This window comes from Streptomyces sp. AB3(2024), from assembly GCF_041862025.1.
Classification (GTDB): Bacteria; Actinomycetota; Actinomycetes; order Streptomycetales; family Streptomycetaceae; genus Streptomyces.
The window spans coordinates 47,510-69,603 of the sequence record NZ_JBGWAB010000003.1 but is presented as its reverse complement, the minus strand read 5'-3'; the positions used below and the strand labels follow the sequence as shown (position 1 = coordinate 69,603).

At 71.1% G+C, this 22,094-nt stretch carries 17 protein-coding genes and 3 tRNA genes; 11 read left to right on the top strand and 9 right to left on the bottom strand.

The genetic code is table 11. The features are described from left to right. The first annotated feature begins 41 nt into the window (after positions 1–41). Positions 42–731 carry a DUF6445 family protein gene (locus ACEPPI_RS02045; protein ID WP_373913512.1) on the top strand — a complete coding sequence of 230 codons (690 nt, stop codon included), beginning with the start codon at positions 42–44 and terminating at the stop codon, positions 729–731. Here ACEPPI_RS02045 and ACEPPI_RS02040 read toward each other — a convergent pair. Next, on the bottom strand, positions 728–1,438 hold the full coding sequence (locus ACEPPI_RS02040; protein ID WP_373913511.1) for a hypothetical protein: 711 nt from the start codon (positions 1,436–1,438) through the stop codon (positions 728–730). The genes ACEPPI_RS02045 and ACEPPI_RS02040 overlap by 4 nt on opposite strands. Before the next feature lie 154 nt (positions 1,439–1,592). On the opposite strand from ACEPPI_RS02040, the gene ACEPPI_RS02035 reads away from it, so the two are divergent. Next, complete coding sequence (locus ACEPPI_RS02035; protein ID WP_373913588.1) at positions 1,593–2,774, top strand: RNA polymerase sigma factor; 1,182 nt, start codon at positions 1,593–1,595, stop codon at positions 2,772–2,774. Between the two features lie 114 nt (positions 2,775–2,888). On the opposite strand, the gene ACEPPI_RS02030 is transcribed toward ACEPPI_RS02035, so the two are convergent. The 4 genes from ACEPPI_RS02030 to ACEPPI_RS02015 form a co-directional block, all read right to left on the bottom strand. Further along, positions 2,889–4,811, bottom strand: a complete 1,923-nt coding sequence (locus ACEPPI_RS02030; RefSeq protein ID WP_373913510.1) for an ABC transporter ATP-binding protein — start codon at positions 4,809–4,811, stop codon at positions 2,889–2,891. Further along, positions 4,808–6,541: an ABC transporter ATP-binding protein gene (locus ACEPPI_RS02025; RefSeq protein WP_373913509.1), complete on the bottom strand. Its 1,734-nt coding sequence runs from the start codon at positions 6,539–6,541 to the stop codon at positions 4,808–4,810. Before ACEPPI_RS02025 ends, ACEPPI_RS02030 begins: the two co-directional genes overlap by 4 nt. A 189-nt stretch (positions 6,542–6,730) precedes the next feature. Beyond that, positions 6,731–8,176 carry an FGGY family carbohydrate kinase gene (locus tag ACEPPI_RS02020; RefSeq protein ID WP_373913508.1) on the bottom strand — a complete coding sequence of 482 codons (1,446 nt, stop codon included), beginning with the start codon at positions 8,174–8,176 and terminating at the stop codon, positions 6,731–6,733. A 52-nt stretch (positions 8,177–8,228) separates the two neighbouring features. Continuing rightward, positions 8,229–8,531, bottom strand: coding sequence for a YtxH domain-containing protein (locus tag ACEPPI_RS02015; protein ID WP_373913507.1), 303 nt, complete (start codon positions 8,529–8,531; stop codon positions 8,229–8,231). Positions 8,532–8,676: 145 nt separating this feature from the next. On the opposite strand from ACEPPI_RS02015, the gene ACEPPI_RS02010 reads away from it, so the two are divergent. From ACEPPI_RS02010 to ACEPPI_RS01990, 5 genes are all read left to right on the top strand, one after another. Continuing rightward, positions 8,677–8,749, top strand: a tRNA-Asn gene (locus tag ACEPPI_RS02010). Positions 8,750–8,754: 5 nt separating this feature from the next. Continuing rightward, positions 8,755–8,827 (top strand) — tRNA-Asn (locus ACEPPI_RS02005). Between the two features lie 184 nt (positions 8,828–9,011). Continuing rightward, positions 9,012–9,085 (top strand) — tRNA-Ile (locus ACEPPI_RS02000). Between the two features lie 334 nt (positions 9,086–9,419). Further along, positions 9,420–9,653, top strand: a complete 234-nt coding sequence (locus ACEPPI_RS01995; RefSeq protein WP_373913506.1) for a type II toxin-antitoxin system VapB family antitoxin — start codon at positions 9,420–9,422, stop codon at positions 9,651–9,653. Further along, positions 9,650–10,057: a PIN domain nuclease gene (locus tag ACEPPI_RS01990; RefSeq protein WP_373913505.1), complete on the top strand. Its 408-nt coding sequence runs from the start codon at positions 9,650–9,652 to the stop codon at positions 10,055–10,057. Before ACEPPI_RS01995 ends, ACEPPI_RS01990 begins: the two co-directional genes overlap by 4 nt. A 533-nt stretch (positions 10,058–10,590) precedes the next feature. On the opposite strand, the gene ACEPPI_RS01985 is transcribed toward ACEPPI_RS01990, so the two are convergent. Beyond that, positions 10,591–11,469 carry a 5'-methylthioadenosine/S-adenosylhomocysteine nucleosidase gene (locus ACEPPI_RS01985; protein WP_373913504.1) on the bottom strand — a complete coding sequence of 293 codons (879 nt, stop codon included), beginning with the start codon at positions 11,467–11,469 and terminating at the stop codon, positions 10,591–10,593. Positions 11,470–11,530: 61 nt separating this feature from the next. Here ACEPPI_RS01985 and ACEPPI_RS01980 point away from each other — a divergent pair, with 61 nt between their 5' ends. Beyond that, a complete protein-coding gene (locus tag ACEPPI_RS01980; RefSeq protein ID WP_373913503.1) occupies positions 11,531–12,088 on the top strand; it encodes a hypothetical protein in 558 nt (185 codons plus the stop codon). A 65-nt stretch (positions 12,089–12,153) separates the two neighbouring features. After that, complete coding sequence (locus tag ACEPPI_RS01975; RefSeq protein WP_373913502.1) at positions 12,154–15,942, top strand: hypothetical protein; 3,789 nt, start codon at positions 12,154–12,156, stop codon at positions 15,940–15,942. A gap of 449 nt (positions 15,943–16,391) precedes the next feature. On the opposite strand, the gene ACEPPI_RS01970 is transcribed toward ACEPPI_RS01975, so the two are convergent. Beyond that, a complete protein-coding gene (locus ACEPPI_RS01970) occupies positions 16,392–16,538 on the bottom strand; it encodes a hypothetical protein (RefSeq protein ID WP_373913501.1) in 147 nt (48 codons plus the stop codon). A gap of 261 nt (positions 16,539–16,799) precedes the next feature. After that, the gene (locus ACEPPI_RS01965; protein WP_373913500.1) at positions 16,800–18,014 is read right to left on the bottom strand and encodes a glutamate--cysteine ligase; all 1,215 of its coding nucleotides are present in this window, start codon (positions 18,012–18,014) and stop codon (positions 16,800–16,802) included. Positions 18,015–18,227: 213 nt separating this feature from the next. Between ACEPPI_RS01965 and ACEPPI_RS01960 the strand changes: the two genes are divergently transcribed. Both ACEPPI_RS01960 and ACEPPI_RS01955 read left to right on the top strand, forming a co-directional pair. Further along, on the top strand, positions 18,228–19,481 hold the full coding sequence (locus tag ACEPPI_RS01960; RefSeq protein WP_373913499.1) for an MFS transporter: 1,254 nt from the start codon (positions 18,228–18,230) through the stop codon (positions 19,479–19,481). Positions 19,482–19,958: 477 nt separating this feature from the next. After that, the gene (locus tag ACEPPI_RS01955; protein ID WP_373913587.1) at positions 19,959–20,729 is read left to right on the top strand and encodes an esterase-like activity of phytase family protein; all 771 of its coding nucleotides are present in this window, start codon (positions 19,959–19,961) and stop codon (positions 20,727–20,729) included. Here ACEPPI_RS01955 and ACEPPI_RS01950 read toward each other — a convergent pair. Then, positions 20,726–22,078, bottom strand: coding sequence for a carboxyl transferase domain-containing protein (locus ACEPPI_RS01950; RefSeq protein ID WP_373913498.1), 1,353 nt, complete (start codon positions 22,076–22,078; stop codon positions 20,726–20,728). The two genes, ACEPPI_RS01955 and ACEPPI_RS01950, sit on opposite strands and share 4 nt — an antisense overlap. Positions 22,079–22,094 lie beyond the last annotated feature (16 nt).

Genomic DNA, 22,094 nt, shown 5'->3' with positions numbered 1-22,094 from the left:
CTTTGGCGCGGGGTCATGAGCCCCGAACTACCGTTCCCGCCATGGCATTCCGACCCCAGCAGCCTCCGGCCTCCCGCGCCCTCCCGGTGCTTCCGTACCGCAAGCCGACCCGCGGCCGCGACTACTGGGTCCTGGACGACGTGCTGCCCGACGTGGACACCGTCCGGGCCCGCTGCCTGGCCAAGGACGACTGGGTCCAGGGCGCCCCGCACAAGCCCGAGCCCTGGCCGGGACTGCGGGCCATGCCCGGCCTGGAGCCGCCCGAACTGGCCCGCGTGGAAAGGCTGGTGCGGCAGGCGACCGGCGCGCGGCGGATCTGGCCCGAGAACCCGGAGGGCGCCGGAACCTTCAACCACAACTGCGTCCAGGTCGTCGGCGAGGGCGAGTGCGAGCCCCGTCCGCACACCGACTCCCGCACCCTGTGCCGCTACGCCGCCGTGCTCTACCTCAGCCCCGGCACCCCGAAGGACTGCGGCACCAGCTTCTACCGCCAGAGCCTCCCCGGCGGCGTCCTCGGCGGCAACCAGGTCCTCGCCCCGCACAACAACCTGGTCGACGCCCTGGGCACCCGCTTCGTCCCCGAGGACTCCTTTACCGAGGACGTCCGCGTCCCGCACCGCTACAACCGGCTCCTGCTCTACTCCGCCAACCTGATCCACAGCGCGACCGGTTACTGGGGCACGACCCTGGAGGACAAGCGGATGACGGCCGTCTTCTTCTGGATGGCCTAAAGCTCCTCCCCGGCCCGCCCTTGCCCGGCCCGTCCCTCCCCGGCCCGTCCCTCCCCGGCCCGCCCCTCCCCGTTCAGCCCCTCGTCGCCCGGTTCCTGCACGTCCGCCGGGCCGGTCGGTGACAGGTCGCTGTCGTACAGCACCAGTTCGCGCAGCTCGCACTCGATCTCGTACCCGGCCGCCACCAGTTCCGCGATCAGCGTGTCGCAGGCCGCCGCCGCCCGCGAGGCGCTGCCGCGCACCCGCTGGGTCACGTACCGCTCCTGTTCCGCGCCCGCGCCGCCGGACCCCGGCCGGCCGCCGCAGGCCGTCCACGACAGACGGGCCCCGTGCGGGAGGACCAGCGCCTCCAGCGCCCCGTGGTCGTACCCGGGCGGCAGCCGCAGCCGCAGGTGGTGCTCGTGGTAGCCCCCGCCCGGGCCCGCCGGCTCCGTGCTCCAGGGCACCGTCTCCACCTTGACCCGGACCGGGTCGAAGCCCGCCGCCCGCAGCTGCGGCACCAGCCTCTCGTGACCCGTGCGGTCCGGCAGCGTCAGCATCGACCGGGAGCGCGCCCGGCCCCGGACCGGCGTGATGTGCGTGACCTTCAACTCCCGTGCCCCGGCCCATGATTCGAGCCGGGCCAGCTCCGCCGCGTCCGGACACAGGACCGTCACGTGGGTTTCGTAGGTTCCGTACGAAGACATGATGTCGATCATCTCGGACATGCGTCCGATCCGCATCGGGGTTCCCGGCAGGGGGTAACCATCCGGTCACGCACCGGACTCAGAAAGTGCTCGCACGCCCCTCGTGGCAGCGATGTGTCGTACCCCACACTGAGGTGCGGTGCTTGAGTCCTCGCCAGCCCTGGAGGTCGCCCCCGTGCAGACCCAGACCCTGACCGTGAACGCGAGCCGGCCCGCCGACGACACCGCCGATGCGACCGGCACGGCCCGGACCGCCGCCGCTCCCGAGGCCCGAAGGGCGGACGAGGCCGTGGACGAGGCCGTGGACGAAGCGGCGGATCCGGCGGCCGAGGCGGCCGAGGACGGAGCGGTCGACGACGGAGCGGCCGACGAGGGGCCCGAGGCCCTGGAACCGATCGAGCACGCGCCCCCGCCGCGGGCCCGCGGCGCGGAGGGCGGCGGGGCCGGACCCTCCGCGGACCTCTTCCGGCAGTACCTGCGCGAGATCGGCAGGATCCCGCTGCTCACCGCCGTGGAGGAGGTCGACCTCGCTCGGCGGGTGGAAGCCGGCCTCTTCGCCGAGGAGAAGCTCGGCGGCGCCGCCGACCTCGACTCCCAGCTCGCCGTGGACCTCGACAGGCTCGTCGTGATGGGCCGGATGGCCAAGCGCCGGCTGATCGAATCGAACCTGCGCCTGGTCGTCTCCGTCGCCAAGCGCTACGTCGGACGCGGCCTCACCATGCTCGACCTGGTCCAGGAGGGCAACCTCGGACTGATCCGGGCCGTCGAGAAGTTCGACTACGCCCGCGGCTACAAGTTCTCCACCTACGCCACTTGGTGGATCCGGCAGGCGATGTCACGGGCCCTCGCCGACCAGGCCCGCACCATCCGCGTGCCCGTCCACGTCGTGGAGCTGATCAACCGCGTCGTGCGCGTCCAGCGCCGCATGCTCCAGGAGCGCGGCTACGAGCCCACCGCCGAAGAGGTCGCCGTTCACCTGGAGCTGACCCCCGAGCGGGTGCTGGAGGTGCTCCGCCTCGCGCAGGAGCCGGTCTCCCTGCACGCGCCGGTCGGCGAGGAGGACGACGTGGCCCTCGGCGACCTCATCGAGGACGGCGACGCCGCCTCCCCCGTGGAGTCCGCCGCGTTCTTCCTGCTGCGCGAGCACCTGGAAGCGGTGCTGTCGACCCTCGGTGAGCGCGAGCGCAAGGTGGTCCAGCTCCGCTACGGGCTCGCCGACGGGCGGCCGCGCACCCTGGAGGAGATCGGCCGGATCTTCGGCGTGACCCGCGAGCGGATCCGCCAGATCGAGTCCAAGACCCTCAACAAACTGCGCGACCACGCCTTCGCCGACCAGCTGCGCGGCTACCTGGACTGACGGGCCCGCCCGGACGCGCGGAAGGGGGCGCCCCGCGGGACGCCCCCTTCGTGCCGCTCCTGCCGCGGGCCCGGCCGAACCCGGCCGAACCCGGCCGGTCCCGGACGGCTTCGGCTAGTCGACCTCGGCGACCGCCTGCGCGAACTGCGCCGCGTACAGGCGCGCGTACGCGCCGTCCGAGGCGAGCAGCTCCTCGTGCGTGCCCTGCTCCACGATCGAGCCGTTCTCCATCACCAGGATCACGTCCGCGTCGCGGATCGTGGACAGCCGGTGCGCGATCACGAAGGACGTACGGCCGTGCGCCAGGCGCGCCATCGCCTTCTGGATCAGCACCTCGGTACGGGTGTCCACCGAGCTCGTCGCCTCGTCGAGCACCAGGATCACCGGGTCCGACAGGAACGCCCGCGCGATCGTGATGAGCTGCTTCTCGCCCGCGCTGACGCCCGCGCCCTCGTCGTCCAGCACCGTGTCGTAGCCGTCCGGCAGGGTGCGGACGAAGCGGTCGGCGTGCGCAGCACGGGCGGCCTCCTCGATCTCCGCGCGGGTGACCTCGCGCGAGGCGCCGTAGGCGATGTTCTCCGCGATCGTGCCGCCGAACAGCCAGGTGTCCTGGAGCACCATGCCGATCCCGGACCGCAGCTCCTCGCGGGTCATCTTCGCGATGTCCACCCCGTCGAGGGCGATCTCCCCACCCGTGACCTCGTAGAACCGCATCAGCAGATTGACCAGCGTGGTCTTGCCGGCGCCCGTCGGTCCGACGATCGCGACCGTCTGGCCCGGCTCCACGCTCAGCGAGAGGTTCTCGATGAGCGGCTTGTCGGGCTCGTAGCGGAAGGCCACCTTGTCGAGGGTGACCTGGCCGCGCAGCTGCTCCGGACGCTCCGGAACCTCCGTGTCGGGCTCCTGCTCCTCCGCGTCCAGCAGCTCGTACACCCGCTCCGCCGAGGCGACGCCCGACTGCACCAGGTTCGCCATCGAGGCCACCTGCGTCAGCGGCATCGAGAACTGGCGCGAGTACTGGATGAAGGCCTGCACGTCACCGATCGACAGGGTGCCCGAAGCCACCCGCAGACCGCCGACGACCGCGATCAGCACGTAGTTGATGTTCGAGATGAAGAACATCACCGGCTGCATGATGCCGCTGACCAGCTGCGCCTTGAAGGAGGCCCGGTAGAGCTCCTCGTTCTGCTCGGCGAAGACCGCCGCCGACTCCTTCTGCCGCCCGAAGACCTTCACCAGGGTGTGGCCGGAGTACATCTCCTCGATGTGGGCGTTCAGCGCGCCGGTGCTCTTCCACTGCGCCACGAAATGCGGCTGTGACTTCTTGCCGATCTTCGCCGCGATGAAGATCGAGACCGGCACGGTCAGCACCGCGACCAGCGCCAGCAGCGGCGAGATCCAGAGCATCATCGCCAGCACGCCGACGATCGTCAGCAGCGAGTTCAGCAGCTGACCCATCGTCTGCTGCAGGGTCTGCCCGACGTTGTCGATGTCGTTCGTCGCCCGGCTGAGCACCTCGCCGCGCTGCTGCTTGTCGAAGTACGACAGCGGCAGCCGCGACAGCTTCGCCTGGAGCTCCTCGCGCATCCGGTACACGGTGCCGTTCATGACGTGGTTCGACAGACGCGTCGCGACCAGCATGAGCAGCCCCGCCAGCGTGAACACCACCAGCGCCCAGATCGCCACGATCCCGACGGCACCGAAGTCGATGCCCTCGCCCGGGGTGAAGTCGGTGCCGGACAGCATGTCCGCCATCCCGCCCTGACCCTTGGCGCGCAGACCCTCCAGGGCCTGCTCCTTGGATATGCCGGCCGGCATCTGCCGGCCGACGATCCCGGCGAACACCAGGTCGGTGGCCTCGCCGAGGATCTTCGGTCCGACCACCGCGCAGGCCACGCTCGCGAACACGGCCGCGACCATGCCCCAGAGCTTGGCCCGGTCCTGCGCCAGCTGCCGCAGCAGCCGCTTGCCCGACCCCTTGAAGTCCATGGACCTCTGGGCCGGGCCCGCCATCATCCGTCCTCCGGGCCCACTCATGCTGCCTCCGCCTCCGTCAGCTGGGAGAGCACGATCTCCCGGTAGGTCTCATTGCCGGCCATCAGCTCGTGGTGGCGGCCCTCGCCGACCACCTGGCCCTCGTCGAGGACGATGATCCGGTCGGCGTCGCGGATCGTGGAGACCCGCTGCGCCACGATCACCACCGTCGCCTCCTCGGTCTCGCGGGCGAGCGCCGAGCGCAGCGCAGCGTCCGTCGCGTAGTCCAGGGCGGAGAAGGAGTCGTCGAAGAGGTAGATCTCGGGCTGCTGCACCAGGGTGCGGGCGATCGCCAGGCGCTGGCGCTGGCCGCCGGAGACGTTCGTTCCGCCCTGGGAGATGGGCGCGTCGAGCCCGCCCTGCAGCGCGGAGACGAACTCCTTGGCCTGGGCCACCTCCAGGGCGTGCCACAGCTCTTCGTCGCTGGCGTCCGGGCGCCCGTAGCGGAGGTTGGAGGCGACCGTTCCGGAGAAGAGGTACGGCTTCTGCGGGACCATGCCGACCGTCCTGGCCAGCAGCTCCGGGTCGAGTCGGCGCACGTCCTCCCCGTCGACCAGCACGTCGCCGCCGGTCGCGTCGAAGAGCCGGGGGACCAGGCCGAGCAGCGTGGACTTGCCGCTGCCGGTGGAGCCGATCACCGCGGTGGTCTCGCCGGGGCGGGCCACCAGGTCCACCCCGCGCAGCACCGGCGCCTCGGCGCCCGGGTAGTGGAAGTCGGCGCCGCGCAGCTCCAGCTGCCCGCGCCGCAGGAGCTTGCGGACCGGCTCGGCCGGCGGGACCACGCTGGACTCGGTGTCCAGGACCTCCTGGATGCGCTCGGCGCAGACCTCGGCGCGCGGCACCATCATGAACATGAAGGTGGCCATCATCACGGACATGACGATCTGCATCAGATAGGCCAGGAAGGCCGTCAGCTGGCCGATCTCCATGCCGTTGCTGTCCACGCGCATCGCGCCGAACCAGATGACGGCCACGCTGGAGATGTTCACGACGACGAGGACGGTCGGGAACATCAGCGCCAGCAGCTTGCCCGAGGCGAGCGAGACGCCGGTCAGATCGGAGTTCGCGGTGCGGAACCGCTCCTCCTCGTAGCCGTCGCGGACGAACGCGCGGATCACGCGGTTGCCGGTGATCTGCTCGCGCAGCACCCGGTTCACGGTGTCGAGGCGGTCCTGCATCTGGCGGAACAGCGGCCGCGTCCTGAAGACGATCGCACCGACCGCGAGACCGAGCACGGGCACCACCGCGAGGAGCACGCCCGACAGCTTCACGTCGAGGGAGAGCGCCATGGCGATGCCGCCGACGCACATGATCGGCGCCGCGACCATCAGCGTGAAGGTCATCAGCGCCAGCATCTGGACCTGCTGGACGTCGTTCGTCGTCCGGGTGATCAGCGAGGGTGCGCCGAACTGGCCCAGTTCACGGGCGGAGAAGCTCTGCACCCGGTCGAAGACGGCGGCGCGGACGTCCCGCCCGAGGGCGGCCGCGGTGCGGGCGCCGTAGTAGACGGCGCCGATGTTGCACACGAGCTGGACGAGGGAGACGCCGAGCATCAGCGCGCCGGAGCGCAGGATGTAACCGGTGTCGCCGTTGACGACACCGTTGTCGATGATGTCCGCGTTGAGGGTGGGCAGGTAGAGGCTCGCGCTGGTCTGCAGCAGCTGCAGCAGCACCAGTATGGTGATCGGTTTCCGGTACGGGCCGAGGTAGGTCCGCAAAAGTCGTATGAGCACGCGCAGGCTCCGGTCGGCATGATCGAGGGGGTTTGGTCCATCTTGTGTCAACCGAAGGGGTGATCCCCACCCGTTTTCGCAAAGCCCGGTCAAAAGGAGTAGGCCACCGCGCACCCCGCGACCTACGCCGCGCCGGGTCCGGGGGAGGGCCCCGGCGCGGGGCCGGCGGCGCGGACCGGACGGCGCGGCCTAGCCCTGGAAGGCGCCCGGGTGGAGCTGTTCGCGCGTCGTCGCGTACTGCTGGCGCACCGCCTGCCAGGCCGGGAACTCCTCGCCCGGCTCGAAGACCTGCGCCGCCGCGGCCGGCCAGACCGGCGGGGTGTGCGGGGCCAGCGTGCCCTGCCGCACCCCGAGCGCCCAGGCCGCCTGACGTGCGGCGCCGAGCGCCGCGTAGTCCGCGGGCGCGGGGACGACGACCTGCGTGCCGAACAGCCCCGGGGCCGCGGCCTGTACGGCGGGCAGCTCGGCCGCCGCGCCCAGCAGGAACACCCGCCGGATCGGCACCCCCCGGTGGCGCAGCACGTCGAGGGCGTCCACCAGCCCGCAGAGCATGCCCTCGAAGGCCGCCCGCGCGAGGTGTTCGGGCTTCATCGAGTCGCGGCGCAGCCCCGACAGGGTGCCCGCGCTGTGCGGGAGGTTGGGGGTGCGCTCCCCCTCCAGGTACGGCAGGAGCACGAGTCCGTGTGCACCGGGGGTCGACTTGAGCGCGAGCGCGCTGAGGCCCTCCAGGTCGGTGCCCAGCATTTCGGCGGTGCCGCGCAGGGCCCGTACCGCGTTCGAGGTGTTCACCACCGGCAGGTGCATGCCACCCGCGTCGGCCAGGGAGGTGATCAGGCCGCTCGGCTCCATCAGCGCCTCGTGGTGGACCGCCATCACCGAGCCCGAAGCGCCCAGCGAGACCACCGCGTCGCCGGGCCCCAGGCCCAGGCCGAGCGCGGCGGCCGTGGTCTCCCCGGTCCCGGCCGATATCAGCAGCCCCTCGGGGGTCGTCCCGGCGGCGTCGGCGGGCCCGAGCACCTCGGGCAGCAGCGCCTGGTGCCCGAGCGCGAGCTCGACCAGGTCGGGACGGTAGGAACCGGTGGCCGCCGACCAGTAGCCGGTCCCGGACGCCCCGGCCCGGTCGGTGGTGCGGCGGGCGGGGCGGCCGAGCAGCTGCCAGACGAGCCAGTCGTGCGGGGACATCACCACCGCCACCCGCCGTGCGGCCTCCGGCTCGGTACGGGCCAGCCAGGCGAGCTTCGTGATCGGCTGGGCGGAGTGCGGGACGGAGCCGACGGCCGAGACCCAGGCCTGCCGGCCGCCCAGCGCCTCGACGAGGTCGGCGGCGGCGACCTGGCCGCGCTTGTCGTTGCCGACCAGGGCGGGCCGGACGAGCGCGCCCTGCCCGTCCAGCGGCAGGACGCCGTGCTGCTGCGCGGAGACTCCTATGGCCTGGACGCCCTCCAGCAGCCCGCCGCCGGCGGCTTCGCCGAGGGAGAGCAGCCAGGCCTGCGGATCGGTTTCGTGGGGGACCGTCTCACCGGCGGGCTGCGGATGGGGCGCGTAGCCCTGGCGCAGCACGGCGCCCGTGTCGGTGTCACAGACCACGATGCGAGTGAAGGTGGAAGAGCTGTCCAGCCCGGCGACTATCCCCATGCGGAGAATTCTGCCGCACGCCGGGCCGGACTCGACGCGTCCGCAGCGGCCCTCAGGTGTTGCTGGTGCCCCACTCGTCCTCGGAACCGGTGCCGCCCCGGCCACGCAGGACGCGGACCCGCACGGAGAGGGACTCCGGCACGGCGCCGCCCACCTTGTCGCCCACGACGGTGAACGCCTTGCCCGCGAAGGCGCGCCCGCTCTGGCCGGCCGTCTCGGCGGCGTTGCGGACCGCCGGGTTCTGCACGAAGCCCCGGACCGACTTCTTCAGCTGCTCGTACCGCTCCCGTCCGGCCCGGGTCCCGAGCACGTACCCGAGGGCCAGTCCGACCACGAACGTGACCTTGTACCGCATGCCTGTCACCCTTCGTCGTGTGGTGCCCGGCCGGCCGTCGATACCGATTGGCGGAGCACCCCCCTGCTTGCGCTAATCTATGACTCGCAACGGGCACTCGCCCCCCGGCAAGGCCGGAGGTGGGCTGTTCGGTGCACCGCAGCAATCCCCTGTAGCTCAATTGGCAGAGCAGCCGGCTGTTAACCGGCAGGTTACTGGTTCGAGTCCAGTCGGGGGAGCGCGGTCCCCTGTAGCTCAATTGGCAGAGCAGCCGGCTGTTAACCGGCAGGTTACTGGTTCGAGTCCAGTCGGGGGAGCAGGAAAGAAGAGGACCCCGGGTGGGTCCTCTTTCTTTTTGCCCTGAACGAGGAACCGGGCAGCACTCGGCGCGGTCTCTCTGCACAGGCGAAGCCGATCATGCGAGGCATCCGAAGCAGGAGATCGTATGAGCGGCTATGCTGCGGCAGACGGCGCGCACACATGTACGCGCCACGCCGTAAAGGGGCGGTAGCTCAGCCGGTTAGAGCAGCGGACTCATAATCCGTCGGCCGTGGGTTCGAGTCCCACCCGCCCCACCGAGTGTCCCCAGGCAGAATCGTTCTGACCTGGGGATACGTGTTTTCCGGGGTCGTTTTGCGTGTGGCGGACGCCTCACGGAGGTGTGGCGAACGCGGGTCTTTGCACATCGAAGAGGGGCCTTGAGTGGCTGTGACCTGGGCTTTTGCAGTCCAGGGTTGGCGGGAGGGTCAATGACGGTCCCACGGCCGCTGCGGGGCCTGTGGCTCGCACCTTGCGGCCGCCCGCTCGGCGGTCGGGCCGCGTCTGATTCGTGCGCGATGGGCCGTCTCGGGGGATGTTGGTGATGTAGATTGGTTATGTACATCATGGACTCGGTGAGAGGTGGCCGGTATGTCTGTTACCCAGATCGATCTCGATGATGAGGCGCTGGCCGAGGCGATGCGGCTGATGGGTGTCTCGACGAAGAAGGAGACCGTCAACGGGGCGCTGCGGGACTACGTGGCGCGCATCAAGCGGCTGGAGGCTGCCGAGAAGCTGGCCGCGCGGGGCGAGCGGGGCGAGTTCGAGACTGCGGCTGCGGCGCATGCCGCTGCGAAGCACGCCCGGCGGGCTGCCTTCCAGTGATCACGTACCTCCTCGACACGTCCGCCCTGTGGCACCTCTTCCGTACGCCGGGGGCGTTGCGGTCCTGGGAAGGGCACATCGCCGCCGGCGTGTTCCATATCTGCGAGCCCACGAGGGTGGAGTTCCTCTACTCGGCCACAAGCCCTGCCCACCGCGATGAGTTGGCCGAAGAGCTGGATGATCTCTGCCAGTTCTCGCCGGTCCCCAAGAACGCGTGGCGCTGGGTCGACACCGCGCAGTACAAGCTCACCCAGCGAGGGCAACACCGCTCCGCCGGAGCCATCGATCTCCTGGTGTGTGCGACAGCGGTCCATCACGGCCATACGGTGCTCCATGTGGACAACGACTTCGCCACGGTGGCGGCGGTCCTCAAGGAAGTGCAGCAGCGAGACCTACGCGCCTGACTCCTTAATGAGTTCGAACAACGCGCGATCAGCTCAGGTAGCCGACGTGGCCAAGTAGGGCGTGGATATCCACATAACGGGGCGAATTCCACGCCGGGCTCACCCTGATGCGGCATCCGCACGTAGGGTCGGCCAGCCGTTGTGGGTGGCCTGTCCGTCGGCTTCAGTACGCCGCCAGGTAGCCCCGCAGGCGATCCCCGGGGGCCTCGCCGCCGCCGGGCCAGGGCAACCCGGCTCCGTTCCCGTGGCGGGCCGCCTTGGACGCCATCGTCGACGTCCTCGGCCCGACCTCGATCGCGTAGGTTCCTTCCCGGCCCGCGCCGGAATGGAGTGCTCGTGCTAGGTCTTGGTCCCCGAGAACCGCGGGGCGCAGTACGGCTGGGGCCGCCTTCGTCGGGCGCTGTGGAAAGAGGAGTGCCGCACGCACGCCCTGATGTCACACTCTGTTATGTGACAGCTACTGCAGAGGGATGGGGAGTCCTGGGCGAGGCGATCACGGTCGGCCTCTCCGATCGCGATCGGAGAGGCAGAACCTAGCTGCGCCGTCCGTTGTCGAGGTGCGGACCGGAGGTCTTACCGATGACGGTCCCGTGGAACGTGCTGTCTCGGAAGTCGATGTGGTCGCCGCCGTAGGTGGCTGTGGTTGTGTGGCTGTGAGGGCGGCGCTCCTCAGAGCGGGGGGAGTCGTCGCGTGGCTGCTGTTTGTGGAGGATGGCCATCGCCACCGAGGCCGCCTGTTTGGCGGCCCACTCCTGTGATCCCGAAGCATCCGCCTCGTGTTTGTCGGTATTGGCGCGGTCGCTGATGCCCCGGATCACAAGGGCGTCCTGGCCGTTGAGATGGGCGGCGTGGGCGGCGCCGGAGCCTTCCATTTCGATGGCGCAGGCGTCGTTATAGGTCTGTCGGATGTACTCGGCGAACGCGGACTTGTCGTCGGCCAGGACGACGTCACCGCACGCGATCGGTTTGCAGTGGCCGCGTACGTCGTCCTTCATGTCCCGCAGCACCGCACGGGCCGTCTGCAGCAGCCGATGCGCGCCGTTCCACGCGTCGGGCCGGGGGTGGAATCCTTGCGGGGTGTGCTTGCCGCCGTGGACGGCGTATACCTTCGTCCCGACCACGACGTCACCAATTGCGATGTCGTTCTTGAGGCCGCCCGCGACCCCTACGAACAGCAGCACTTGCGGGCGGAGCCAGTTGACGATCTGCGTGGTGAGCGCGGCGCAGTTGACGGCTCCCACGCCCAGCTCTGCGATCGCCACGTTCCAGGGCGTGTTCCCGAGCCGGCCTTGTTCCACCCGGGTCCCGTCGTCGTGGACGAGTTCTTCGGCATCCGCCAGGTGGTCCCGTACGGCGTCGTACTCCACCGCAAGCGCGGTGAGGATCACTGCGATGGGTTGGGTCTTGGGCACGGACCTATGATATCGCCACATCATCGCCATACGCGGGGCGTTGGGCAGGGAGGATGGGGCTGTGGCGGAGCCGGAAGAGGGCGTCAGTGTCGGGAAGTTGTTGCTTGCCGAGTACCAGAGCGTCAAGGACGAGCAGAAGGCACGTATCGGGTTCCGCGACAACCTTCTCTACGTGACGCTCGCGGTCACCGCCGCGATCATCGCGGCTGCGGCGCAGGCCAAACAGCCATCGATGCTGCTCGCCGTGCCGCCGGTGTGCATCGTTCTGGGGTGGACGTACCTGGTGAACGACGAGAAGATCTCCGCGATCGGACGGTACGTCCGAGACGAACTGGGTCCCCGTCTGACACAGCTGGCAGGCTCCCAAGGTGATTTTGCGGCCTTCGGATGGGAGCAAGCCCATCGCGGCGACGCGCGCCGCCGCTCCCGCAAGACTTTCCAGTGCCTGGTGGACTTGACGGCGTTCTGCGCGCTGCCGCTGGCAGGGCTGCTGGTGTTCTGGGCCGGCGGACCGGGCGGCGGGTTGCTTGTCGCCCTGTCGGTGTTGGAGGCGCTGGCGGTGGCCGGCCTCGGTATGCAGATCGTGTTGTACGCCAGGCCGACGCACGGTGCGGCCTGAACCTCTACCGTTGGCTGACGGCTCCGAGCGGCCCGCCTGTGTGGAGCGGGGGAGGGAAGAAGCAGATGAACGACGCGCTGCCGGTGCCGTTTCTGGAGGCGTTCTTGACGGCCTTGGCCGAAGGCGCCGGCGGGGAGGCTGGGCGTCGGCGGGTGGAGGAACTGGCGCGGACGCTGAAACATGACCCCTGCGCCTCCGCGCAAGTGCTTACCGAAGCAGCTGCCCAGCCCGCCCAGCAGGAGGCGGTGCGGTCCTGGATCGTCCAGGTGGCGGCGGACCTGCTCGCCCCCGATCCGCACATCGCGCAAGCCGTCGCGGAAGCCATGGAGCGGCATATGCAGGACAGCGCGGAGACCTCGTATCGAGGGGACCACATCGACTTCCGGGGCGCATTCATCCAAGGCGATGCGGTCGGCCTGCGGTTCGAGTTCCCGCAGAAGGGGCCGGCGGAGCCGGATCCCTGGATGAAACCAGACGACTACCTTCGCCAGGTGAACAAGGGCCGGGTCTACACGCACCGCTGGCGGCTCGTCGGACGGGAACAGCCGATGGTATGCCTCGTCTCCTTTGCCAGGAAGGAGCAAGGAGGCGTCGCGCTCCTCGTCGGCAGGGGCGGAGCCGGGAAGACGAAGATCGTGACGGCCCTATGTGAAGCGCTGCGCGAGGCAGAGCCCGCTGTCGAAGTACGAGTGCTCGGCCCCGACTCCGCCATAGGCCCCGGCGCGTTCAAGGAGCTGCCGAGCACAGGCAGCCTGCTGGTGATCATCGACGACGCACACGACGACACCCTCCCCCTGGAAAAGATCATCTCTGGGGTCCGGAGCGCCAACGGCTCAGCCAACGTACTGCTCTCACTCCGACCCTACGGCAAGGCCCATGCCCGCCACGCGCTGACCCGGGCTGGCACGCACGCGACCGAGGCCACTGTGGTCGACATCGAAGACCTGGAGTTCGACGACGCCCTCTCCCTGGCTGGCGAGATTCTGGACGAAGCGGTACAGCTCCACGCACCGAGGCTCGCCACAGCGGCACGGGATTGCCCGCTGTTGATCGTTACCGGCGCGGCGCTGATCAACCGCGGAAAGCTAGATCCCCGGAGATTCGAAGGCGACGAGAAGCTACACCTGGAACTTACGGACCGGCTCGCCGAGGCGCTGACCGCCGATCCGGCATCCGGCCAGGTGCCCCGGGAACTGCTGCCCGCCCTCGCCGCGTTCCAGCCTGTACGGCTTGCGGAACCAGACGTCCGTGCATCACTGGAGGCCCTGACCGGGTTGCCGTTTGACGTCTCCGCCCGGCACTTGGAGACCCTGGAGGACGCCGGGGTGGTGCTGCGCCACGGCACCACCGTGCGTCTGGTGCCGGACCTGCTGGGTGACGCCCTGCTCGCCAAGGAGGCGCGTCACAGCAGCACAGGGCTGCCCACGGGCTACCTCGCCAGAGCCATGGAAGCCGGCCAAGGCAGCGCGCTGGTCAACCTGGTGGTGAACACCGGCCGTGTGGACTGGCAACAGCAGCAACAGGGCACCGGCACCGGCGGGCTGATCGAGCCCCTGTGGGAGCAGATCACGGCGGCGTTCTGCGCCGCGGACGCACGGGAGCGGGCAAGCCTGCTGGAGGTCGTGGCGAAGATCGCCTTCTTCCAACCAAGACGTGCCCTCGACCTAGCCACGTGGGCAGTGGACAACCCCTGCGACCCCGTCACGGCAGAAGTCGGGCTCGGATTTACCCGCACGTGGACTGACACAGAAGTGCGCTATGCCCTGGCCCCTGCCCTCCAAGCCGCCGCCCATCATCTGGAGTTCCTGCCGCAGGCGGCCACCCTTCTCTGGAACCTTGGCCGCGACGACCCGCGCCCCATGCCCCAGCATCCCTCGCACCCCATGCGGATTCTGGAGGAACTGGCCGGCTACACCCGCTGGGGCCCCACCGAGTACCAGCAGATCCTCGTCAGCCAGGTCGAGCGCTGGCTGGCCCGCGCACCCGCCACTCCGTCCGTCCACCAGCCGCTGAGTGTGCTCGCCCCTGTGCTGGCCGCAGAAGGCCACGACGAGCTGTGGACGCCCACCACCTGGACCTTGACCTTCCGCCACTACGTGCTGGCCCCTACCAGGGGGGTCCTGGACATGCGCGGAGTGGCGCTGGACCTGGCGTTCGAGGAGCTGGGACACCCGCAGCTCGAACGTGCCTCGGCGGCCCGCTCCCTGATCGGCAACGCCCTCAGCCTGCCACTTGGCGGTTTCGGGCTGACGGTGACGGACGACGTACGACAGCCGTGGATCCCGCACCTCGCGAGCACCGTCGACCGGCTGCACCGGTACATCGTCCAGCATGCCCTGCCACCGGCGATCCTGGTGGCCGTGCGCACCGAGTTGCGCTGGCTCGCGCAGTACGGCCCCGACGGCCTTCGCCGCCCCGCCGAGGATCTGTTGAGTGCGATCCCCACCTCACCGGACAACGAGCTCGCCCGAGCGCTGCACGGCGGACCGGCCGACCCGGCCGTCTACTCCGACGTCTCGGATCGGCGTGCGGCGCAAGACGCTCTGTTCAGCGACGTGATGGCCGCTCTCGCTGACTGGGCAGACGATGAGATTGCCGCGCGCGTCGATGCCTTGCTCAGCGAGAACGGCAGGGTATTCGGCACGGACAGCGGACGGGCCCGGTCATTCATCTGGACGCTGGTCACCCACCGCTCGGCCGTCGGCGAAGCCATCTGCGAGCAGGCCATGGTCACGCCCGAGAGTTCGCTGGCGTCCCTGGTGTCGGTCGCTCTCGCTGCGATGGGGCACGCCGCCGGTGACCGCGCGGTCCACTGGGGCCGGACGCTCATGGGCTCGGAGAACACCGAACTCGCCCGGGAAGTGGCGCACGCCTTTGGTGACCAGCGCGGTCGCGGCGATCTGCTGGACGGCGAGGGGGACCTGCTGCGGGAACTCGCCGCCCACGGGGACAGCATCGTGCGCAGGGCCGCTCTCGGCGCCGTGCACGTCATCGCCGCGCAGCGCAAGGACCTGGCCGTCGAACTGCTCACCGCATCGCCCGCCGTGGAGACAGCGGACCTCGACGCGTTCGTCATGGCCATAGCAGGTCCCCCGTACAGCGAACTGTCCTGGTCGGATCTCTCCAAGGACCAGCAGAGGGCATTCCTCGCCGCCCTGGCCGCGGCACCGTCCATCGACGGCTACGAGATCGGCCGGTTCCTCGCAGAACTCGCCCGCACTGCGCCCTTCGCCGTCATCGAACTGCTCGAAGCCAGGGTGGAGTCCGCACCACGCCAAGTGACAGGCATGCACTCCCCCCTGCCCTTCCGCTGGCACGTGACACCGCCGTTCCGCGATCACGACGACTTCCCGCACCTGCTGCGACAGATTCGCGACTGGATCGCCGCCGACCCGGAATCCACCCGCAGGCGCTACCTGGGAGCCCACATCTTCGGGCTTGTAGCCGGGCCCTACGACGCTCGGGTGACTGACGTGATTGACGAGTATCTCGACAACAGCGACCCCGCGAAGATCAGGGTCGCCGCAGCGATGCTGTCCAAGGCCCCCCGGACGCTCGTCTGGGACGTCGGGTTCGTACGCCGCTGCCTGCGTGCCGCGGACCGCCACGGAGACGCCAGCCTGAAGAGAATGGGGGGCGCTCTGTACAACGCCAGCAACAGCGGAATGCGCGCTGGGACACCCGGCCAGCCCTACCCTGAGGATGTCGAGGAACACTCGAAGGCCAGTGAGCTGGCCGACGGATGCGCCAAGGGAAGCGTCGAGGAACAGTTCTACCGCGACCTCGCGGACTCCGCCCAGCACCGTATACAGCAGGAGACGGACGAGCTCCCTCCGGACGGCCGCGCTTGGTGAGGGCCGGATGCGCGGCCGCCGTTAGCTGTGTGTACTCGTGCCCGAGGGCCCGAGCCCACAGGCGCGGCACTACGCAGCGTAACTGCGAGCAGTGGGCGAACAAGGGCCAGGACGCGGGGGCCCGTAGCAACCTGTGCAGTGATTCGGCGGTGCTGGCGGACAGAGTCTTCCTGAGCTCCGCCGGTACGGGTAGGAGCGGGGGGACACAGAGGAAGCGGTGTGGCGAACGCCTAACAGTCCCCGATTGAGCAGGATCGAGGAGGACTCAGCCGGATGGAAACAGGAGGGTATGTCCGTTCCTTCGGCATCTTCGCAGGTGAGACGCGTCACTGAAATGGGTTCGAGTCCCACCCGCCCCACCTCTGCACACACGGCATGCAGAAACGATAAGGCGACCCCTTGGGGCCGCCTTTCGTGTGTGTGGGGGGGCGGCTCGGGGCCGCGGGGGGTCAGTCCCAGCCGATGACGGCCTTGTTCGTGGGCGCCGAGTCCCAGTCGATCACCTGGGGCGTGGCGGTGGCCGTCGCGGAGTTCGCGACCCTGCGGCCGAACACCGAGACCGACGGCGCCGAGCGGCTCGTCGGGCTCGACGCCATCCAGTCTCCCCGCGCACCGTGCGCCGCCAGATGTCGGGGCTGATGGAACGCCTCGACGCGACGAGCCGCTTCGAGGCCGGTCTCCGGGCCGCCCAGCGGGGCCGGCTCTGAGAGAGGTCCCGTCCGGGGCCGCGCCGGATCGCTGCCGAACCGGTTCCAGCTGCCCGTGGTGAGGTCGTGGCCCCGGCCCGGTCCCGTACGCGAGGCGGCCGCGGGTGCCCGTCCTGCACACCCGCGGCCGCGTCACCCCGGGCCCGGGGTCTAGAAGTTCTCCGTCTCCTCCACCAGGTGACGCAGTACGTCCGTCAGGTCGTGCCGGCGCGCGAACGCCGCGCGCTGGCGGGCCGCGCCCGAGCCGTCGCGCAGCAGACCGCCGAGGGTCTTCGCCGCGTGGTCGAGGTCACCGGCCGCGGCCAGTTCCGGGGCCACCAGGTCGAGCAGGGCCTCCGCGAGATCGGCCGCCGGGAGCTCGGCACCCGTGTACGGGTCCAGGCCGAAGCCCTCCAGCCCGTCGTGCGCCGCCCGCCAGCGCGCGAGACGCAGTACGTCGTCCCGTACGGGCGGATCGGGCCGCTGCTCCGCGAGCTCGCGCAGGGCCGTCGCCACCAGGGCGCGGCCCAGCTCGGCCTGGAGGACGGCCGTGTCGATGTCCGGGGACATGTCGGGCGCCCGGATTTCGAGCGTGGGCCAGTTCCCGGACGGGCGGAGGTCCCAATAGACCATCTTCGTGTCCAGGGCCGCCCCCGAGCCGAGCAGGGTCTGCACCGAGCGCCGGAAGTGGGCCGTGGACGTGAAGTGCGGGGGCGGGCCCGCGGAGGGCCAGCCCGACCAGGCCATCGCCCGCCAGCTGGAGTGGCCGGTGTCGCGGCCGCCCCAGAAGGGGGAGTTGGCGGCCAGCGCGATCAGCGTGGGCAGCCATGGTCTGACCCGGTTGGACACGGCCACCGCCGTGTCCACGTCGAGGGTGCCGATGTGGATGTGGCGGCCGCAGCTGACCAGGGTGTCGGTCAGGGCGCCGAACCGGCGGTGTTGCTCGCGCTGGCGCGGCTCGTCGTCGGTCAGGTGCAGCGGCCCCTCCACGGCCATGACGGGCGAAGGGGCGGCCAGCAGCCGGCAGCCGTGCGCGCGGGCCGCCGCGGCGAGGGTGCGCCGCAGGCCGACGAGGTCCGCGCGCAGGGTGGCCGCCGATTCGGCGACCGGGGTGGCGAGCTCCACCTGGTACCGGGTCCCCTCGGCGTGCACCTGCTGGGGGAGTCCGGCGGCGGTGGTGAGGACGAGCGGGGCCGCGGGGACCACCCGCAGGGTGTGGGCGTCGACGAGCAGGAACTCCTCCTCGACCCCCACGGTGAGGGGGGTGGTGACACCGCTCGCGACGCGCAGGCTTCTGCCGGCGGAGCCCGGGGCGCCGGGGGCGCCGGTACGGCCGGTGTGGCCGGTGTCACTGGTGCTTGTGGTGCTGTTGCCAGGTTCGATCACTACGCCTCCCTGGACATACGAACTTTCATCATGAGCCGAACGGGAGGCCGGACGGCTACGTCGATTCGGTCAAATGTCGGGTGATAGTGGCGGGTTAGCGGCAAGCCCGATCCCGCTCTGGGGCCGCGGATCCGGGTGGGGAGGACGTTGCGGGTGTGTGAAGGACCACCCGCGCTCCAGGGCCACCCGACAGGGCGGTGGTTATCATCCGCTGTGACCGGTACCGCCTCCCCGCCCCGCGCCCGGCGGCGCATATTCGCCGACCTGACCCCGCTGCGCAGCTCCGCCCACTACCGGCGGCTGTGGGTGGGCAGCACCATCTCCTGGATGGGTCAGGCGATGACCGCCCTGGCCATCTCGCTCCAGGTCTACGAGATCACCGGGTCCAGCTTCTCGGTCGGACTGGTCGGCCTCTTCTCGCTCGTCCCGCTCGTCGCCTTCGGTCTGTACGGCGGGGCCATCGCCGACACCGTGGACCGGCGCAAGCTCGGCCTCTACAGCGCCTCGGGGCTCACCGTCCTGTCGATCGGGCTGGCCGCCGCCGCGCTGCTCGACTACCACCGGGTCTGGCTGCTGTACACCGTCGTCGCGCTCCAGGCGGTCTGCGGAGCGCTGAACGGGCCCGCGCGGTCCGCCATGATCCCGAAGCTGCTGCCCCCGGAGCAACTGCCCGCCGCCAACGCGCTGAACTCCGTCACCATGACCACCGGGACCATGGCGGGCCCGGTGCTGGGCGGACTGATCGTCGGCTGGTGGGGGTACCAGGCGGCGTACCTGATCGACGCGGTGACCTTCGTCGCCGCCCTCTACGCCATGTGGCGGCTGCCGTCGATGCTGCCGGAGGGGCGCCGGGGGCGGGCCTCGGTCCTGGACGGGCTGCGCTTCCTCGGGACCCGGCCGAACATCCGGATGACCTTCTTCTCCGACCTGGCCGCCATGGTGCTGGCCCAGCCGAAGGCGCTGTTCCCGGCCATCGCCGTGCTCTGGTACGGCGGTGACGCCAAGACGGTCGGCCTGCTGGTCGCCGCGCCCGCCGTGGGTGCGCTGCTGGGCGGGCTGTTCTCCGGCTGGCAGGGGCGGATCCGGCGGCACGGGCTGGCGATCCTGCTCTCCGTCGCCGGGTGGGGGCTGGCCATCGCCGTCTTCGGGCTGACCCGGAACCTGTGGCTCGGGCTGCTGTTCCTGGCGCTGGCCGGATGCGCCGACACCATCTCGATGGTGTTCCGCTCCACGATGATGCAGACCGCGACCCCGGACGGGATGCGGGGCCGGCTCCAGGGCGTGTTCATCGTGGTCGTCGCGGGCGGGCCCCGGCTCGGGGACTTCCTCGCCGGAACCGTCGCCGATCTGACCTCTCCGGCCGTCGCCATCACCGGCGGGGGCCTGGGCTGCGTGCTGGTGCTGGGCCTGCTCGCCGCGCGCTGGCGCGCCTTCGCCCGCTACGACGCCCGCTCCCCGCAGGCCTGAGCCCGCGGCCGCGGCCGGTTCGGGGTCGGGCCGGCTCCGGGAGTGTGAAGGGGAGTTGGCGGGTTCGTTGCCGCGTCGTTGCCAGGCCTTCCGATTCCTTTCGATCAGACATATGACAGTTCGGTACTCCCTCGCCCGTGCTGACGCGGGTGATCCGGCCGAACCAGGAGGAAGGCCTCCATGCGCCTTCGCGCGCTCGTCACCGCCGCGGTGGCCACCGCCGCCCTCACCGCGGCGCTCACGCCCCACGCCCTCGCGGCCCCCCGCGCCGACGACGGGCCTGCTCGCCCCGCATGACGGTCCGAGGGTTCTCCGACTCCCTCGACAAAACCCTCCTCGACGGCAAGCCCGTCGGGGGCATCTCCGGTCTCTCCCTCGACCGGGACGGCAAGGTCGCCGCCGTGTCCGACCGGTCGGCCCTCTACACGCTGGACGTGGCCCGCGGGGGACACCCCCACCGCCCGCGCCACGCGCCGGCTGCCCCTCACCGACGGCGCGGGAGCGGTCACCGACTCCGAGGGCGTGGTCGTCGACCGCGACGGCACCTACCTGGTCACCGACGAGACCGCCCCCGCGATCCGCCGCTACGACCGCACCGGCCGGGTGCTCTCCGTCCTCCCGGTCCCGCCCGCCTTCCGGGTCGCGCCGCAGGGACGCGCCACGGTCAACCAGACCTTCGAGTCCCTCACCCTGCTCCCCGGCGGACACACCCTGGTCGCGGCCTCGGAGGGGCCGCTCGCCGGGGACGGCAAGGACGCCCGGGGGCGCGCCCTCCAGCGGATCCAGACCTGGGAGCGGCGCGGGAACGGGGAGTTCGTCCTGGGCCGCCAGTACGCGTATCCCGTCGACGCGGGCCACGGCCTCGTCGAGCTCGCGCCGACCGGGGACGGACGGCTGATCGTGCTGGAGCGGGGCTTCACGCAGCAGTTCGCCATCACCGCGCGGCTCTACGTGGCCGATCCGCTGGGTGCCGACGACACCTCGCGGACGCAGACGTTGACCGAGGGCCACGGCCTGCGGCTCGCCCGCAAGTCGCCGATCGGCGACTTCAACGACTGCCCGACGCTCGGCGCCCCGTCGAAGCTGCCGCAGAACCATCCGCTGGTGGACAACATCGAGGGCATGGCCGCCACCGGAATCGACGGATCGGGGCGGGTGCGGCTGCTGCTGGCCAGCGACGACAACGAGTTCCCGCAGCAGATCACCCGGCTGTACAGGGTGGACGTGAAGCTGCCGCGCCGCGTCTAGACGTCGGCCGCCGGGGCCACCACGCCCCGCGCCACCCCCAGGGCGACCAGGTCCTGGGGGCGGATGCGGAGCTGGTCCGCCGTCGCGGGGGCCTCCGCGGACGGGCGCTTGAGGATGGCCGCCGCCAGCTCCGGGGCGATGACGGAGAAGTAGCTGTCAGGGGTGACCCAGGTGTTCCCCGGGGCGGCCAGGGCCAGCGCCCCGCCCGAGCCGCCCTCGCCGATGAGCAGGGTGGTCACCGGGACCGTTGCCGCCGCGAGCGCCGCGAAGGTGTCGGCGATGGCCGGGCCGGCGCCCGCGTGCTCGGCGGCGGCGTCGTTGGCCGCTCCCGGGGTGTCCACCAGGGTGAGCACCGGGATCCCCAGCCGGTCCGCGAGGCGGATCACGCGGGCCGCCGTACGGTAGCCCGCCGGGCGGGTGGCGGTGCCGCACTGGGCCGCGTACGCCACCGCCCGGCCCCCGCGCAGCCCGATGCCGCACAGCATGCCGGGGTCGGCGCCGCCGGAGCGGTCCCCGCGCAGGGGCAGGCGCAGCTCGAAGTACGCCTCCAGGTACGCCTGCGCGTGTGGGCGGTCCGGGTGCCGGGCCTGCCGGACGGCGTCCCAGCCGGTCTCCGGGGGCGCTACGCCGGCCAGCGCGGCCGGGGGCTCGACGGGCGCGGTGGCGCGGGGCGCGGCCAGTACGCGCAGCCAGTCCGCGAGGACGGCCGGGAGCTCCCCGGGCGGCACGACGGCGTCGACGTGCCCGGCGGCGTACTGCCCCTCGGCGGTGTAGGCCGCCGGATCGGCGTCCGCCGGCCGCACCCGGGACCCGGCGAAGCCGACCTGGGCCCCGGGCAGCGCGAGCACCACGTCGGCCCCCGCACCGAGGGTGGCCCAGCCGCCGCCGGTGGTGGGGTCGCGCAGCACCGCGATCTGCGGGAGGCCGGCGGCGCGGGTCAGCACGCACTGCCGGGCCACGCGCTGGAGCTGCGTCAGCGCGAGCATGCCCTCCTGCATGCGGGAGCCGCCGGTCGCGATCAGGGACACCAGGGGCAGACGGTGGGCGCGGGCGTGGGCGTAGGCGGCTTCGAGGCGGTCCCCGGTGCCTTCGCCGAGCGACCCGCCGAGGAAGCCGAACTCGAAGGCGATCAGGGCGGCTTCGCGGCCCCCGACGCGGGCGGTGCCGGTGACGACGGACTCCTGCTCGCCGGTACGGGCCGTGGCGCGGGCGCGCGAGGCGTCGTAGCCGGTCCAGCCGAGGGGGCCGTCGTCGGCGGACTCCCTCGGGGGCGCCGGGAGTTCGGTGAAGCTGCCGGGGTCGGCGAGGGCGGCGATGGCGGCGCGGGCGGAGAGGCGGGTCGTCGTCACGGATTCACCCTATGGG

Bases quoted from the DNA above. Each gene is read 5' to 3' on its own strand.
- ACEPPI_RS02040 (WP_373913511.1), bottom strand. From the start codon at position 1,438: ATGTCCGAGATGATCGACATCATGTCTTCGTACGGAACCTACGAAACC.
- ACEPPI_RS01975 (WP_373913502.1), top strand. From the start codon at position 12,154: ATGAACGACGCGCTGCCGGTGCCGTTTCTGGAGGCGTTCTTGACGGCC.
- ACEPPI_RS01970 (WP_373913501.1), bottom strand. From the start codon at position 16,538: ATGGCGTCGAGCCCGACGAGCCGCTCGGCGCCGTCGGTCTCGGTGTTC.
- ACEPPI_RS01995 (WP_373913506.1), top strand. From the start codon at position 9,420: ATGTCTGTTACCCAGATCGATCTCGATGATGAGGCGCTGGCCGAGGCG.
- ACEPPI_RS02030 (WP_373913510.1), bottom strand. From the start codon at position 4,811: ATGAGTGGGCCCGGAGGACGGATGATGGCGGGCCCGGCCCAGAGGTCC.
- ACEPPI_RS02020 (WP_373913508.1), bottom strand. From the start codon at position 8,176: ATGGGGATAGTCGCCGGGCTGGACAGCTCTTCCACCTTCACTCGCATC.
- ACEPPI_RS02015 (WP_373913507.1), bottom strand. From the start codon at position 8,531: ATGCGGTACAAGGTCACGTTCGTGGTCGGACTGGCCCTCGGGTACGTG.
- ACEPPI_RS02045 (WP_373913512.1), top strand. From the start codon at position 42: ATGGCATTCCGACCCCAGCAGCCTCCGGCCTCCCGCGCCCTCCCGGTG.